Annotated in this window: 16 protein-coding genes; 8 read left to right on the forward strand and 8 right to left on the reverse strand. The window is 54.2% G+C overall.

The genetic code is table 11. The features are described 5' to 3' along the window. On the forward strand, nt 1-219 hold a 219-nt coding region (locus tag JRI89_13055), incomplete at its 5' end, for an SIMPL domain-containing protein (protein ID MBW2072165.1). A gap of 358 nt (nt 220-577) precedes the next feature. After that, nucleotides 578-1,249 (forward strand): hypothetical protein, encoded by a 672-nt coding sequence (locus tag JRI89_13060; protein ID MBW2072166.1) that lies wholly within the window; start codon nt 578-580, stop codon nt 1,247-1,249. Nucleotides 1,250-1,517: 268 nt separating this feature from the next. On the opposite strand, the gene JRI89_13065 is transcribed toward JRI89_13060, so the two are convergent. Continuing rightward, nucleotides 1,518-1,958, reverse strand: a complete 441-nt coding sequence (locus tag JRI89_13065) for a type II toxin-antitoxin system VapC family toxin (GenBank protein MBW2072167.1) — start codon at nt 1,956-1,958, stop codon at nt 1,518-1,520. Nucleotides 1,959-2,615: 657 nt separating this feature from the next. On the opposite strand from JRI89_13065, the gene JRI89_13070 reads away from it, so the two are divergent. Then, entirely contained in the window at nt 2,616-3,407 is a 792-nt protein-coding gene (locus JRI89_13070) for an arsenite methyltransferase (GenBank protein MBW2072168.1), read from the forward strand. 340 nt (nt 3,408-3,747) lie between these two features. Here JRI89_13070 and JRI89_13075 read toward each other — a convergent pair whose 3' ends face one another. After that, nucleotides 3,748-3,999, reverse strand: coding sequence for a hypothetical protein (locus tag JRI89_13075; GenBank protein MBW2072169.1), 252 nt, complete (start codon nt 3,997-3,999; stop codon nt 3,748-3,750). Nucleotides 4,000-4,402: 403 nt separating this feature from the next. On the opposite strand from JRI89_13075, the gene greA reads away from it, so the two are divergent. The 3 genes from greA (at nt 4,403) to rimI (ending at nt 7,954) form a co-directional block, all read left to right on the forward strand. Beyond that, nucleotides 4,403-4,879: a transcription elongation factor GreA gene (gene greA / locus JRI89_13080; protein ID MBW2072170.1), complete on the forward strand. Its 477-nt coding sequence runs from the start codon at nt 4,403-4,405 to the stop codon at nt 4,877-4,879. Then, the gene (locus JRI89_13085) at nt 4,860-7,118 is read left to right on the forward strand and encodes a dynamin family protein (protein ID MBW2072171.1); all 2,259 of its coding nucleotides are present in this window, start codon (nt 4,860-4,862) and stop codon (nt 7,116-7,118) included. The genes greA and JRI89_13085 overlap by 20 nt, the downstream gene beginning before the upstream one ends. Nucleotides 7,119-7,510: 392 nt before the next feature. Continuing rightward, on the forward strand, nt 7,511-7,954 hold the full coding sequence (gene rimI / locus JRI89_13090) for a ribosomal protein S18-alanine N-acetyltransferase (protein ID MBW2072172.1): 444 nt from the start codon (nt 7,511-7,513) through the stop codon (nt 7,952-7,954). Here rimI and JRI89_13095 read toward each other — a convergent pair. The 6 genes from JRI89_13095 to JRI89_13120 form a co-directional block, all read right to left on the reverse strand. Continuing rightward, a complete protein-coding gene (locus JRI89_13095; protein ID MBW2072173.1) occupies nt 7,942-8,841 on the reverse strand; it encodes a fused MFS/spermidine synthase in 900 nt (299 codons plus the stop codon). The two genes, rimI and JRI89_13095, sit on opposite strands and share 13 nt — an antisense overlap. Next, nucleotides 8,838-9,233 carry an adenosylmethionine decarboxylase gene (gene speD, locus JRI89_13100; GenBank protein ID MBW2072174.1) on the reverse strand — a complete coding sequence of 132 codons (396 nt, stop codon included), beginning with the start codon at nt 9,231-9,233 and terminating at the stop codon, nt 8,838-8,840. The genes JRI89_13095 and speD overlap by 4 nt, the downstream gene beginning before the upstream one ends. Nucleotides 9,234-9,397: 164 nt before the next feature. Then, nucleotides 9,398-10,279: a flavodoxin family protein gene (locus tag JRI89_13105; protein ID MBW2072175.1), complete on the reverse strand. Its 882-nt coding sequence runs from the start codon at nt 10,277-10,279 to the stop codon at nt 9,398-9,400. A gap of 189 nt (nt 10,280-10,468) precedes the next feature. Then, a complete protein-coding gene (locus JRI89_13110; protein MBW2072176.1) occupies nt 10,469-11,005 on the reverse strand; it encodes a hypothetical protein in 537 nt (178 codons plus the stop codon). Nucleotides 11,006-11,052: 47 nt separating this feature from the next. After that, complete coding sequence (locus tag JRI89_13115) at nt 11,053-12,900, reverse strand: hypothetical protein (protein MBW2072177.1); 1,848 nt, start codon at nt 12,898-12,900, stop codon at nt 11,053-11,055. Between the two features lie 124 nt (nt 12,901-13,024). Continuing rightward, nucleotides 13,025-13,900: an AAA family ATPase gene (locus JRI89_13120; GenBank protein ID MBW2072178.1), complete on the reverse strand. Its 876-nt coding sequence runs from the start codon at nt 13,898-13,900 to the stop codon at nt 13,025-13,027. A gap of 143 nt (nt 13,901-14,043) precedes the next feature. Here JRI89_13120 and JRI89_13125 point away from each other — a divergent pair, with 143 nt between their 5' ends. Continuing rightward, nucleotides 14,044-14,529 carry a phasin family protein gene (locus JRI89_13125; protein MBW2072179.1) on the forward strand — a complete coding sequence of 162 codons (486 nt, stop codon included), beginning with the start codon at nt 14,044-14,046 and terminating at the stop codon, nt 14,527-14,529. A gap of 3 nt (nt 14,530-14,532) precedes the next feature. After that, nucleotides 14,533-15,383: ABC transporter (locus JRI89_13130; GenBank protein ID MBW2072180.1), on the forward strand; the 851-nt coding region annotated here is incomplete at its 3' end.

Genomic DNA, 15,383 nt, shown 5'->3' on the forward strand with positions numbered 1-15,383 from the left:
TTCACCGGCCTCAATAAGATAAAGCCGGAAATGATCCAGGAGGCCACAGCCAAGGCCAGAGAGGTTGCCTTGAAGTTTGCCGAAGATTCGAAAAGCAAGCTGGGCAAGATAAAGCGAGCCTCTCAGGGCCAGTTTTCCATAAAGCCCAGAGACAAGAACAATCCTCATCTCAAGAAGATCCGCGTGGTATCCACCGTGGAATATTATCTGTCAGACTAGAGGGCTTGACAGGGCCGCCTTACTCGGCCACATTAGGGCAGGATGCCAGGTTTGCCCTTGCTGGGCTTTGGAATGCCGATTGATTGCGTTTACAGCAGCACTATTGTTGCCGCCTCTATAGCCGAACAAGAGCTGGCGGAATGGTAAACCTTCGCAGAAGGGTCACCGCGAGCAGGGCGCACTGATTCGGCCTACCCTGTGGTAAAGCCTGTGTCTAATTTCCGTTCTGCAGGTATGGGCTGCAGCTTCCCCGGGTGAAGGGATGTTCCATGGAACAGTCCCCAGGGAATTCATGAAACAGCAAGCCCATGCTGTAACTGCAGGCAAAATACATTCAGCAGGCAGATGGAGAGCAGTCATGAGGACAGATGCATCAGAGTTCGAAACACTGGAAGATATGGCGGCAGCAACGGCGGCTGGCCTTGACGAGGCAGCGGCACGATCTGCATTTCTGTTGTTCAGAGACAAGAAGTTCCGGCGACTGGCGCGCTTCAAACGCTTGAGCCGGGTTGAGCAGGATAGGATTTTCAATGAGCTGGTCGTCTCCTACATTGTGCTGGTCATGCTGGTGCTGGAGGCTCCGGACCTGCGGGTTGGCGATGAGTTCCGAGACTACCTGGCCCTCCTGCGGGACAAAATCCCAGAGGCTCACCTGAACTATATGAAGGCCGTGGGAGTGGAAGCAGAGCATCTGCGCCAGTGGCAGCAGCTCATCAGCATGCGCTATGATGAATACGCAAGGGACAGATTCGAGGTGCGGGCGGCAGCTATGGAGATAGAGTCATCTGAGAAGTCACTGGATCTGGACGGTCTGGCCAAGATTCAAATGCTAGTGCCGGTGCAAACTGTTGCCATTGGCTGTCACCACCACATCTGCCGAGGCGACACCAGAGGGCGCGACGAACTGTTCAAATTTACCCTGGGAGCTCTGTCCAAGTTCTATGTAAAGATCAGAATTGGACTCGAGGGCGGCAAGGTCACCCCACTGACGCGCGCCCGGGTGGCTATGAAAAAGGTTTTTCGGAAATGAGAGGTACGCTCTTTTAAAATTCAATAACTCAACTTATGGTTGAGGTTTTTTTCTTTGAGCGTTTTTCCTTTTTAAGGGGAGGAAGGTCGGGGATATTTGGCTTCTGGATATCTGACAATCAGTCAATGTTATGTAACAGACTGCAATAGTCCGGTGACAGTCTGGTTTTACTGGCGCGGCTTTTTTGCTTTGCCGACTACCTAATGTGGATTATCAGATGAGCGGAACGTAGTACGGAGAGTAAACGGCTTGGGTGATCTGAGACATCCTACTGATCCCCGGCTTGTGGTAAGTTAAGGTCTCCTAGAAGACATATCCGACCAACGTTTTCCATTTTCTTGCAGAACTTCTCATCTGCGGTTACAAGGATTCCCTTGATCTCAAAGGCAACGGCCAGATAAGAGGCATCATAAAAGGTCACTGCGTGCTGTTCCATCCAAGCGAAACATCGCTCGATAATGGTGTTATTCAGATCGACACTTTGGATTCGTAGGTCAAGAAGGAGATTCATTTTTTCTATCGCTTCAAGTTTAAGTTCGCGACCCAGGAAGTTCCCCACTTCATACTGCCAAAGAGAAGGGGCAGCAAGTTCAGCTATCCCAGCCGCCCAAGTGTCCAAGAGTTTCAAGGCTAGGTCTTGACCGTTCTCTTGTTCTTTCCCCAATACCCACTTGAGAATTACGGAGGCATCTACCACATATCTTTCCATTTAGTGAAGTCTCCGATCTTTTGCCAGGCCTTCTACAATCTCCCGGGTAGAGAATCTCTTTTTAGACGGGGGAGTGGCGCGGAGTTTTTCAAGAACTTTCTTCCGTCTAATCAATTCTAATTCCTTGCGAAGAGCTTGGTTGACAACCTTGCTCCTTTGCCCTGAAGGAACTAAGCTCTCCAGATCACGTGAGATATCTTCTTCAATAAGGAAATTTAATTTACGCGTTGATCTCCCCATTTTTTACTCCATTTTAATACTCTATAAAAGTAAATATATATACTACTCTACAGGGATGGCGATGTCAACCTAGAGGTGGGCACGTCCATAAAATTACAAAATTCCTCTCTGCTGTCAAAAATAATTTCCGCACAGTCCAATATGATGCTACACTCCGGGCTTGAACATGTTGCGGTTGTTCGCCTGGTTCCATGAGCTGGCCATGTGCGAGGGCAACGATATATGCGGGGGTGTTGTGGTATTCGTCCTCAGATAACACAGACCTGCTAAAACAATAGAAAACGTAAAATCATCCCCCTCCCCTTTACGGAGATATTAAGTGTTTTGTCGGGGGTTTTGGTAGAGTATAGGTCTTTCTGGTATTTCAGATAAGGCCATCTGAAACTGCATGTACCATTGAGCAATCTGGAGGCTGTGATGAGAAACAAACATCCTGAGGAGATTCGAACTACTGTTCTACAAAGGTATGGGGACCTGGCAAAGGGTGGCTCGAAAGGTTGCGGCTGTACGGTTTCGCCTTCGTGCTGTGGAAGCTCCTCGCCTTCTGCAAGCGAGGCTCTTGGCTATTCGGTGGAAGAACTGAGCAGTGTTCCCGAGGGCTCGAATATGGGACTTGGCTGCGGCAATCCCCAGGCTATTGCTGCTCTGAAACCTGGTGAGACTGTAGTTGACCTGGGCAGTGGGGGCGGCTTCGACTGTTTTCTGGCTGCCGCTAGAGTAGGCAAGAGCGGCCGGGTTATCGGGGTGGACATGACTCCAGAGATGGTCAACAGGGCACGAGAGAATGCGCGCCAGGGCGACTATACCAACGTGGAGTTTCGCCTGGGAGAAATTGAGCACTTGCCGGTGGCCGACAACACCGCAGACGTCATTATTTCCAATTGCGTCATCAACCTTTCTCCGGACAAGCAAAGCGTCTTTCAGGAGGCCTATAGAATCCTGAAGCCAGGAGGACGCCTGGCCATATCCGACGTGGTTGCCACAGCCAGCCTGCCGCCTGAATTGAGGGATGATCTACAGCTGCTGTCGAGGTGCATTGCAGGGGCAGTCACACCAGAAGAGATCACCGGGATGTTGCAAAGGGCGGGCTTCCGGGAGATCCGTATTCAGCTTCAGGAAAGCAGCCGCGAGGTTATCAAGGAATGGATCCCTGGGATAAATGCCCAGGACTACGTGGTGTCAGCTACCATTGAGGCGGTAAAACCTTGAAAATAGCTTTTCTAGGCAGGCATCATTTATCTTGTAACGGTTGATGGCAAAATGAAAGTTCACCTTATAACCAGTATCGTCAGGTAGGCGTGACAGGGGAATGGAGGCACGACAACAAGTTGGTAGCCGCAGGCTTCAGCTTGCGTTGTCCTCTGTTGATATCTATTCCGGCGAGCAATTGCACCATGGCGCCATTGTAATGCTGGCCGCTGACTCACTCTTCAGGTTGGCCGCCCGCAATCGGCTAGTGAAAGGGGTGCACTTTCATTTTGCCATCAATCCTTATTCTCAGACGTTCCTGTAATGTGTGGGTCATGACTGCTTGTTTTACTCCGCCAAACTAATGGCGAGAGGGATCCATAAGGATCGCTTCAGCAATTTTTTCGCATGCCAGGGACCAGAAATACCTGGTGGCCAGGCCAAAGAGAGCCAGCTGTGGTGGGCGGTTCTTCAGGGCTTCCGCTATTCTGGCACACCTCTCTCTTTCCTCTATTACTAGTTGAGCGGCGCTTTTTCGTGGAGAGCGTCCTGGTTGCGAGGAGCAATCCACGGTTTTTCTATCTGTCTTGACCACTGCCAGGTTGCAACGCATCGTCTCCTCCTGATTGTATGAGCTGATTCTTTCCAGCCTGAAGAGGTTCTGGCCTAGAGGGCGACAATGCCCGTGGCTTCTTCATCTAGCAGGGCGCAAGAGGCGTGCCAAGACCAGCAAATATGGATTTACTGTTAGTTTCAATGTGTTAGCGCATGTAGGTTGACAACAGCGGAGCTGCGGTTCAGTAATCGAGGTAATAGATTAGGAAAACAATTACCCAATTGTAGAACAGCAGCAAACCGGCAAGCATCTGTGGCAGGAGCGCCAGAGTAGCGGCTGAGGTTGCTCTTCTTGACAGTTTGGCTCGGCTCAGGTAAAAAAATAATTGTGGCAAATGCCCTGGCTGTAGAGATGCCGGGGCTTTCCATTTTACTCAGTTGGAGGCGACAAGGAGTACGGCATGGAACGGGTTCCCATAACACGCGAGGGTTATGCGCGCCTCAAGTCAGAATTGCAGCGTCTGCAACAGCAGGAGCGGCCGGAGGTGATCGCTGCAATCAGCGAAGCGCGCGACCATGGCGACATCAGTGAGAATGCTGAGTATGAGGCTGCCAAAGAGAAGCAGGCTATGGTGGAAGGCAAGATCAACGAACTGCACGACAAGCTCAGCAGGTGTGAAGTAGTTGAGACGGCGGATGATTCACACGAGCGGGTAATTTTCGGCAGTACGGTTGTGCTGGAGAATTTGGACACAGGCGAGGAAGTGACCTACCGGCTTGTGGGACCCTACGAGGCTGACCTGCAAGAAGGCACCATTTCCGTGACATCGCCCATCGGCCGGGCTCTCATTCGCAAAGAACCGGGGGACCAGGTTCGGGTTCGGGCGCCAGGCGGCTTGAAAAAATTCGAGATCATAGATGTCTACCACGATAAATGATCTGGGTGTGGAAGAGCGGCTCGCTGAGGCTGGACGCATCCTGCAAACCCTCGGCAATGAGATCGCCCCCTTTTTTGGCGGCGACTCGGCTCCACCTGCCTCCTGGCAGCGCAGTCTGAGTGCTGTTGCTGCCTCGCTGCAGGAGAGAACCTTGAGAATTGCAGTGGTGGGGTCAGTGAAATCCGGCAAAAGTACGTTCATCAACGCCCTCTATGGACGCGACTTTCTCAAACGAGGAGCCGGAGTAGTTACCGCATTCATTACCAGGGTTCGTTCTGGTGCCGAAGAGATGGCCTGGGTGAAGCTCAAATCATGGGCCGAGATCAACAGCGAGATTCAGGAGGCCGTGACCCTGGCTGGACTCTCCCAAGAACTTCCGGGGCTCAGTTCAGTGGATTTTCGCAAGGTCGAAGACAGGAGGTTGCTGGAGCAGTATGTTCAGGGGCTGGCAAGCAAGCAGCCGCTGGCGCAGGAAGGCTTCGATCCCAATGTGGTCCTCTTGAAGGCTTACATCGAGGGTTTCAGCAAGGTGGCGACTCACATAGGCGACGGCCCCAGCCGGCTGGAATTTCACGGAGCCGAGTTGGAGAGCCACCGGAGCTTTGTCAGTGAGGAATCACTGGCAGTGTACCTGCGTGACATGGAAGTCCAATTGCCCAGCTCCTGGCTGGCAAAAGGCATAGAAATTGGCGACTGCCAGGGGAGCGACTCGCCCAATCCTTTTCATTTTGCCAAGCTTCAGGAATACCTGCTTCGCTGCCAGTGCATCCTATATGTGATCAGCAGCCGGGTGGGGATCCGGCGGGCTGATTTGAAGCTCATTGAAGCTATCCAGATCCTCAGACTGCTGCCGCAAACCCTGTTCATATTGAACGCCGATCTGGATGAACATGATACTGCCGAGGATCTTTATCGAGTACAGCGGAGATTGGCGGCAGAACTCCGCCTGGTGGTTCCAGAGGCCAAGATATACACCTTTTCCGCCCTGCTGCAATTGTTCGACTCTATGGAGGAGTCACTCAGCCCCCGGGAACAGAGGCGGCTCGAAGGCTGGCGGCAGGAGAAAGATCTGGCACAGCTCTCCGCAACTGGATACCAACAATTTTGCACTGATCTGCAGAATATGCTGCGGCGAGAGCGGCATCGGCTTCTCTACGCCGGGGTTCTGGGTCACCTGGAAAGGGTTGAGCAGAGCATGACAGACTGCGTCGCCACCAGACAGGGGTTGCTTTCCAATGATTTGCAGGATCTGCACACTCTGGCTGCCGAGATCCGCAAGGCCCAGGATTCAGTCACTGCTGTACTGGCCACAGTGGAGCATACCCTGGAAGGTTTGAGAAAGTCTTTGAAAGACCGCCTGGGCTCGGCAGTGGATTCCTACTTCGACAGCAAGTATGGTCCGATTATTACCGAGACCATGGACCTGATCGAAAATCATCCCGTGGAGCAGTTCTGCAGCAGCGGCATGGGGGAGAGGCGCAAGCTTCTGACAAGTCTCTACAGCTTCTACCAGGATTTCCGCAAGACGCTGTCGCGCCATATCATAGACAGGGTGAATTTGCGCGTCATAGATTTTGTCAAGAATGAGGAAGAATTAGTAGAGAAAAAGATTCTTGATTCAACAGAGGCCTACTGGGAGCTGCTGGCACAGGCACTGCAGCTCTACCGGCAGCGTCTGGTGGACCTCGGCCTGGCCCTCAGAGAAGCATCGCCAAGAAATTTTCCTCTGATCCCAAAGCCTGCCCTGGTGCCGCCGCCTTTTTCAGCATTCTTGCAGCGGGCGGATTCCCTGGGGAGAAGTTCCTTGTTGGTCCGTTTCGGTCTGGGACGGTTACGGCAGTTTTTCGGAGGGCTCAAGGACAGGATCTTGAGGAAAAACAGCGCCCAGGCAAGTGAGAGACTTTTCCGCGAAGCAGTGGCCCTGGTAAAAAAAGAGACCCAGAAAGAATTGCTGGCCTGCTTCCGAGATTACCGCCAGAACCTTAAATTTATCCATCTTTTTTCATTCCTAGACGCCTATACGGATGCGGTCCTGCAAGCATTCCACGACATGAGCGAGGCCGCTTTGCTGGATATAGGTCAACTGCAAGAGACTGCCGAGAAAAAGGGCGACGATCACCAGGAGGCCTCGGAAGACCTTACTATAGTCCGCCAGCGGCTTCGGTATGTGAACGACTTGCTGCACTCTCTCAGGACTTCCATCGAGTACGCTGTTGAAAACGGATCTGGTCTGGCCTAGACTGTCTCTCGGCCAAGCAGCCTTCTCCGATCGAGCAGCCATGAAAAGCTCCAGGTTATAGCCAGGCGGACCACTCACCCTGTTGCACATGCTTGTCGACTTAGCGTTCCAAGATGACCGCCATCGCTGCTGCTATCATTCCTGCTGAGTTACCGGCGAGTCGCATCGCTTGGCTGCGGCGCCAGGCTCCCTGTGGCTAATTTTCGCTGACAGGAACGGTCTGGCGAGTTCTCTGAGAGGGCGGCAATTTACCGCTAGGATTCTGGGCAGCAGTACCCGGGGCGGTCCGCCGGGTCACGGTGCGAGCAGCCGGAAGGCTGTTGTTGAGTGCAAAGTCTGGCGGCCTGCCAGGCGGCAAGCTGTGAAACCTTCGGGGCAGGGAGCTCTGGCTCATGTTGAGACGGGCGAAGTTTGCAGATCTTGACAGACTCCTCGAGATCGAAGAGCAGAGCGCTCCCAAGTCGGCCTACGATCTGCTGGAGCTCGAGGCATTGTTGTACAGGTATGCTGATACATTTCTGGTGACAGAAGGCTGTGAGGTGGAAGGCTACATAGTGTTCAGCCATGAAGGGCATATTGTGTCTATGGCTGTGGCTCCCGAGTATCGGCGGCGTGGTGTGGGAAGCCGTTTACTGGAAGAGGTCGAGCACAGATGCGCCGGGAGAATCCTCCACCTGGAGGTGAGAGCGAGCAACAGCATTGCAATCAGGTTCTATGAACAGTGCGGTTTTGAGGCGGTCGGCAGGCGAAAAGCTTATTATCACGATGGTGAAGACGCCTTCATTATGCTGAAGGCGCCTGCGGGAGAAAGGAAAAAAGGAAATCAGGCCTGGTAGAGGTGGGGGTCAGAATCTGTGATCAGCTCCCGGATTTCTTTGTAGGCCTGCTCCACGTAGGCAGGCACGGCAAACAAGCCCTTGAGCACAGGGCCGGAGAGATGCCGCAGGGTAAAGGGCTGCTCTTGCAAGCGAGCTGCCAGATCGATTTGTCTAGGGTCAGAGTCTTTGGACACCAGAATATGGGCGTTCACCTCGTGGAAAGAGGGCATGGCATAAGGATAGGCAACCACCCAGGGGAATACCGCGGCCAGGGTATTATACATTCTGGCGTGTAATTTCAAGCGGTTCGGCTGCAGACATTCACCCTGGAAGCAGGCCACCCCCTGCGGAGTCAACCGGTTGAACACCAGCTGGTAAAACTCCCTGGTAAAAAGGTAGACGGCAGGGCTGCCTTCTGTGGGGTCATCCAGGTCTACCAGAATCACGTCGAATACCTCATCGGTTTGCTCGAGATAGCGGCGACCGTCGTCGAAGAGCAGCTGCAGGCGATGGTCGTCGAAGGCTCCGGCACTCCACTGTCCAAGTTTCTCCTGACAGATCCTTACCAGCTTCTCATCGATGTCCACCATGACGATTTTGGCCACCTGCGGATACTTGCACACCTCCCGGATGGTGGCCCCCTCCGCGCCTCCTATGACGCACACTTTTTCGGGCGAGGGATGGCAGAGCATGGCGGGATGGACGAGATTTTCATGGTAGATGAACTCGTCCAGTTCAGCTGACTGGGCTATACCGTCGAGAAAGAGCATGCGGCCGTACTCTACGGTATCGACTATGTCAATTCTGGCATACTGGGAGCGACCGGAGTAAATTTCCCCCAGGCAGCGAAATTGTATGACAACGTTTTTGCAACCGTCCTCGGTAAACCAGTGATAGTCGGTCATGTCGGTTCCTGGTAAGGCTTGTGCTTGATTTCGGCATGGGGCAGATCGAGCACACCGCGCTTGATCTCGGTTACGGCAACGTGCTGGGCGCCGAGGGCTTGCTTCAACCTGCTGAGGGCCAGATAGCCGTCTATCTGCTCGCCGCAAGTGAAAATGTCGAGAGCGCAGTAACCGTACTCAGGCCAGGTGTGCAGGGAAAAATGCGACTCGGCAATGACCACGATGCCACTGACTCCATGGGGAGAAAACTGGTGGAAAAAGGGTTGGATGGGGGTGGCACCAGAAAGTGTCACTGCTTCCAGCAGGTGGTGCTGCAGAGTTTCAGGGTCATCAAGGGTGGCGCGGTCGCATTGAAACAACTCGATAATAAGGTGTGTTCCCAGTGATTTCATTTTCTGTCGGTTGTTCTTCGCTGGTTAAGGCATTCAGGTCATAGCCACATCCTTGGCCTGTGGTCCTCTCAACAACTCGGGTGGCCTCGACACATACAAAAAAACCAATCTTGCACTATAGGCAAATTTGCCTCTAAATGCAACAAAGAAATTCGCAATCTTTCCTACTCTATTGCTGTTCTCTGGCCGTCCTCATGCTCTTTCGAGGAAGCGAGCCAGTCTCCCTGGTGCATATAGTCGGTGCAGATTGCCTTCAGGGTCTTTTTCTGTTCCAGAAAACGCTGTTTCATTTGCTGCAGCCATTTGAGATGTTTTTGGGCGCCTTCGACCGACAGAAAAAAATGGTCCTTCACTCGATTGACCTCCATATGCAGCGAGCCGTTCTCTATGCGGACCTTGCCAGGGCTGCTGCAGGTCATGCAGCGAATGGTATCTGCACTGAGAAAGCGGAAGGTGTCGCCGCCACAGGCTGGGCAGCACCAGCGAGGATTGTCCCCAGCAGGCGCGTCAGCAAAAAGAGCAGAGGCCAGCGAAGCGGCCACCTTTCTGTTGGCCTGGTCAAGGAATATTTCCCCGGGAAGAGCGCCGTACACTACTTCACTGCCCTTCAGGTGCAGGCCCATGAGCCTGGCGGCGCTGTCCAGGCACAGTTTGCAGTAGCCCTCCATGCCAGCTATGCCGGCAATGGCCACCGCCACCGCCGGTTTTTGCCAGAGCTGTTGAAAGTTGGCAAGAAAGCTGAGGCCGCGATCAAGGAGTCTCTTGAGACTGGCATTGGCTGAGAGCATGTAGGTGGGAACCGATAGAATAACAGCATCTGCCTGGACAAGTGCAGCGAGAATTTTTGGCAGGTCGTCATCCAGGGGGCATTTCTTTTCGGCCATAATGCAGGCATAGCAAGCGCGACAAGGCTGGATGTTCATGGCTGGCAGCCGCACCAGGGTCAGATGGCAGGCAACCCGCAGGTGGCGGCATATCTCTTTGGCCATCAATTCACTGTTGCCAAGTTTTCGGGGGGAGCCAATCAGGGCCACTATTTCTTTCATTTTTTCCTCCAAAACATGCAAGAGCCGGCATGGAGTCCGGTTCGCAGAAATGTCAAATGAGGATAAACTGGTGCTCGATAACACTGTCACTGCTTGCCAGCAAGTGCAGTACCAGAGGCTGACCAGGGAAGCGGGCCAGCAGCCTGGCGGCACTGAGAGATGCCACCGCAGAGTGGCGGTTCAAAGCAGTTATTCGTTCTGATATTTCTTGATTATCTTGATGATAGCAGCCAGATCCGCTTCTGGGACCCTTCCCTTGTGGAGATAGCGGCAAATCCTGTTCTTGTCCAATATCACCAGGTTAGAGGTGTCGTTCTCCAGCCCCCAGAGATTGAGGATGGTGTAGTCGTAGTCCAGGAGAATTATAGTGCCGTACTTTTTTTTCTTTCTCTTGACGATGGCTTTGATGATGAAATTGGGCTTCCAGGTTGCCTTGAGATTGGTAATGCCAAAGCCCTTGTAGTGGCGCCGGTCGAGGATGCCCTGGTCAGCAGCCTTTTTCAGCGCCTCGGAGATGTGTTCGTTGAGATCGGCCTCATCCGGGTCCACGTAAAAGATGGACAGGACCTTGTTCTGGAACACCGGGGAGTTCAGATTGTACAGTACCTTGTCGCTGTCCTGCAGGGTGAAATCCGCAGCCCGCTCTCCCACATGCAACTCTCCGGCCACTGCCCTGCCGCAGACAACAATGAGTAAGAGAAGTCCCAGCAATAGTGTCTTTTTCATGGCAGTCATCCTTTCATTGGCTGATTATTGCTCGGTTGTACCCGGGGTCAAGAGATGTATTTGTAAGCGTAGTCGCGTACATGATGACCATCCAGTACATGAAAGGTGCGAATTTTCTTCAGAAATACCGGCGAAAACATGCCCAGGGGCAGGTAGACGATCTTTTTGCCGTAGCGGGCCGCTACGGAGTGCCACCAGCTCCGGGGAGGTTTTGCTGCGATATAGGCAATTTGCTTTTCCTCACAGTAATCTATGGCAGCAAGGAGCAGCCGCTCTGGCTTGGAGGTGGCCACGTCAAAAAAAGAATCTCTCCAGATGTCGTAGACCCGCATAGGCGGATAGGTAAGCATGAAGCCGCCATATCGACAGCGCGAAACACCCGGGCCAACCAGGTGTTCCCCTGCAGGGGTAGCGTAAAAGGCCATGTCAGACTCCTGCTCATGCTCCCCCAGCCAGGTAACCCTCCAGGGAAAGTTTTCCCTGCCGCCAGGAGAAGGCCTGTCTTCGTCGAAGATAAGAACTACGGAGCCCACCTTGCCGCTCAGAAGACGCTCTTCCTTGACGTAAAGCTTGCCCTCGTGCCAGTTGCGGATGGTTTCGCGCAGGTCGAGGCCGTCGAGCAGAGAAGTGGTGAAGGGCTGGGTGCGGGTGTTCTCGGCGGCAAGGATGTGGGCTGTCTTTTTCTTCACGTAGTGGCCCCAGCCTTCTACCACCAGATCTTCCGGGGGATAGGAACAGATCATCAGCCCCTGCCATTTGCGGCGCCATTCACCAGGCCTAGCTTCCCGCAGACGCTTGTTCCTGATGCCTACCGGAACCAGGCGGCGACGCTTGACCCGAAAACTTCGATGAAAGCGGATCTTTTTTTGATTGAGAAACAGGTCCTCACCTTTCAGTTCTATGACGGGGAGCTGGGGATTGTCATCCTGCCAGGGGTAGTGGCTTCCGAGGTCCCAGACCTCATAGGCAAAGTTGTCATCCACGGCGCCGCGGGCAGCAATGGTCAACTGGTAGAAGTCTGGCGCCAGGAATCCCTGCAGCAGGGCGTAGTTTCGAGCAAATTGCCGGAGTACTCTCAGCTGGTGCGGTCTGACTCTCTCCCTGGAGTGGCGCCAGTGCCGGGCACAGGCTTCCTGCAACAATTTTTCCTGCAGCTGCAGCCTGTCTAAAGGGTTGACGGCATCCGGGTCGCGGCGCCACAGGGCATAAAGATGTTGCCGCTGGCGCTCGTAAGCCGCTGCCAGGTAAGGAATTTCCGTCATAATTTCCCGGCTGGACTGCTGGTGCATGTGGGCGAGAAGCACGCCGGCACGCTGCTGGCGGCCGATGGGCTGCACCTGGCGATTGCCGAGTCTAGAGAGGATTCGGGGGTAGTGGCTGATGCCGCAAACAAATAGCACCCTTTTATACTGGCGGCGCAGCCGATCCAGGTGGTAGGCCATGTTGGCCTCGCGGAGAAGGTCTTCAGACACGGCCTGTTTTGCTCTGGCAGCATAAGCCTGGCAGTATGCTGTCAGACCTATGCGGCTAAGGGCATAGGAGTCGGGAAGAGGCTCCCTGACCTGGACGAAGTGGTCCATGTCAAGATCAATGAGATGCAGGGGGAGCTGGTGCTCCAGGGCGGCCCTCGCTGCTTCTACCAGGCCGTCCGTGGGCTCGAGCGGCAGATAGACATGGGTGTTGTCTTTTAGCTCGAAGACCAGCACCGAAAGAAGAGGCAGCCGCTCGAGGCCGCGTATGAGAGGCTTTTTCAGGGTGTGGGGAAATTCAACAGCTATTGCCTCCGGCTGCCAGCGGCAGAAAGAGCGGATCACAGCGGCTGCGAATTCCAGACGGCCGTGCATGATGGGAACGAAGCAGATGTTCTCGAAAAAGATGCCGGATTTGTCCTGCATGAGGAACCTGCCTCTGCTTGTTCAATCTTGGCTCAACCGTGGCAGTTCTCGACGCTGGCTTCTTGCCGGCTCCATCACAGCGATGTTGTCAGCCAACTGCCTGGCGTTCTGCTCGGTGGTGTCACTAGTCCGACTCCGCAACCGGGGGCAGGTAGCCTTGCGCCTCCGGGCCCAGAATCAGAGCTACGGCCTGAGCCAGACAACGGTGCACCTGCCGCGATGAGGCCGGAACCCGCCGGGGCCATTTCAGTTTGCGCGAAGAAGAAAGAAGCTTCAAAGCATAGCGGCCAATATTGATGCCGTCACGCACAGTATAGCGCTCCTGCGCCAGGTGGCTGTTCTGCAGAAAGTCCACCACATAGTCGAGTATCATATCGTCGGCAAAAGGCAGATTCTGGGCCAAGATGAGCTTTTCCTCCTCGCGTTCTGGAAAGTCGATGAAAATCTGGGGCTGCAGGCGAGAATCAATGTATTCTGGCAATTCGAAGGTGCTGGCATCGTCATTCATGGTGGCGCAGAAGCGGAAATTTGCATGGGCCCTTATTTTGATGCCGGCCACAATAGATTCCACATATCTGCGGCTGTCCAACAGGGGTGCCAGGGAGGCCCAGCTCTTCTCGCTCATGCGGTTGCCTTCGTCCAGGATGGCAACGCCGCCGCGAATCATGGCAGTGACAATGGCAGAGGCCACGTATTTGATTTTATTCTCTTCAGAGATGACCGGAGTTATCAACAGATCTTCCGGGCGAGTGTCCATGGTGGCCTGGAAGAGGTAAACCTCCTGACGAAGCCGTTTGGCTGCAGCATAAGCCAGAGTGGTCTTGCCTACTCCCGGTTTGCCGATGAGTCGAGGATTGAGAGGCACATCATCCTCGCTGACCACCAACCAGGCAGCGAGAACCTGGTCCAAGAGTTCTCGCTGGCCGACCCACTTCATGGGGAGTTCATCAGGGTGGCTCAACATGAGATTGACTTCGTCTATAGTTACACTTTCTTGCATGAGCATGTCCCCAAATAAGCGGCACAAGGAAAAACTGCATCGCTTCATTCTACGGGAAGCCGCTGCCGAGTTCAAGTGTGCCTGCGGCCAGGTTTGACATCTTCTTGCAGCGTCTCTAGAATTGGAGTGAGCAGGAAGCCCGGATGTCTGCAAAAGTACGCCGAGGCGTGATTTTTGGGACTTCCGGGCTGATAGCTGCTCTGGGCCTGGCAACAGGGCCTTCTGGCGGTTGCCGGCAGCAAGAGCGTAAAGAGAGAGCGAGTCCACAATTGGAGGGCACATATACAAAAGGAGGCAGCGCCATGTTTGAAACCATCAAGAAGAGTTTGCTTGCAAGCCTGGGGGCGGCGGTGGTGACCAAAGAGAAAGTGGAAGAGGCAACCCGCCACTGGGTGGACGAGGGCAAAATTTCCACGGAAGAGGCGGAACGGCTGGCCCAGGAGCTGGTGGAGAGCGGCCGCCATCAATGGGAGGACATGCAGACCAGGATCAGTGAGACGGTGAGGAAGGGGCTTGCCACTTTTGACATCGGCAGCAAGAAGGAATTTCAGGAATTGCAGGAGAAAGTTGAACAGCTCGAAAAGAGGCTGCAGGCATTGGAGGAGGCCCAGCAAGGCACAGAGGAGTAGTCAGTGGATATCAGGGCCGTCAGATATGTGGGCCGCTTGAAGAATATCGCTGTGACGCTGTTTCGCTACGGCTTTGATGACGTGGTCGAGCGGTTGGATCTTCCCGGCAAGGTCTTTCTGGAGAAAATTCACCGGGTGGACCGGGATCTGAGCAGCTGGGAACGCATCCGACTGGCGCTGGAAGAGCTGGGGCCCACTTTCATCAAGATCGGTCAGATCATGAGTCTGCGGCCTGACCTGATCCCCAATGCCCTCATCCTGGAACTTCGCAAGCTCCAGGACGAGGTGGCCCCTGTTGGCTATGATGAGATTCGGGCAGTGGTGGAGAAAAACCTGCGGCAACCTCTGGAGAAGGTCTTTGCAGAGTTCGATGAAACACCCATTGCCGCTGCCTCACTGGCCCAGGTGCACCGGGGCGTGCTCAGGGAAAATGGTCAGGTGGTGGCGGTCAAGGTGCAGCGGCCCAAGATCCAGCACATAATTGCCGAAGATCTTTCCCTGCTCGATGTGGTTGCCAACCAGTTGAACGAACGCATGGAAGCGAGCAGGGTGTACGACCTGCCGAACCTGGTAAAGGAGATCAAGAAAAGCCTTGACCGCGAGCTCGATTTCAGGCGGGAAGCCCGCTACATGAAGATTGCCAAGAGCAACCTCGCCAGTACCGAGGGAGTATACGTACCAGAGGTGCTCGAAGACTTTACCACCTCGCAGATGCTGACCATGGAGCTGGTTGAGGGACGAAAACTGAAAGACCTGGACTCGCCCCACCAGTATGACTGCCAGCTGCTCGCCAAACGGGGGCTGCGTTTGACCGTAAAGCAGGTGCTGGAGGACGGCTTCTTTCATGCAGACCC

This window comes from Deltaproteobacteria bacterium, assembly GCA_019309045.1.
In the GTDB taxonomy this organism is placed as follows: domain Bacteria; phylum Desulfobacterota; class Syntrophobacteria; order BM002; family BM002; genus JAFDGZ01.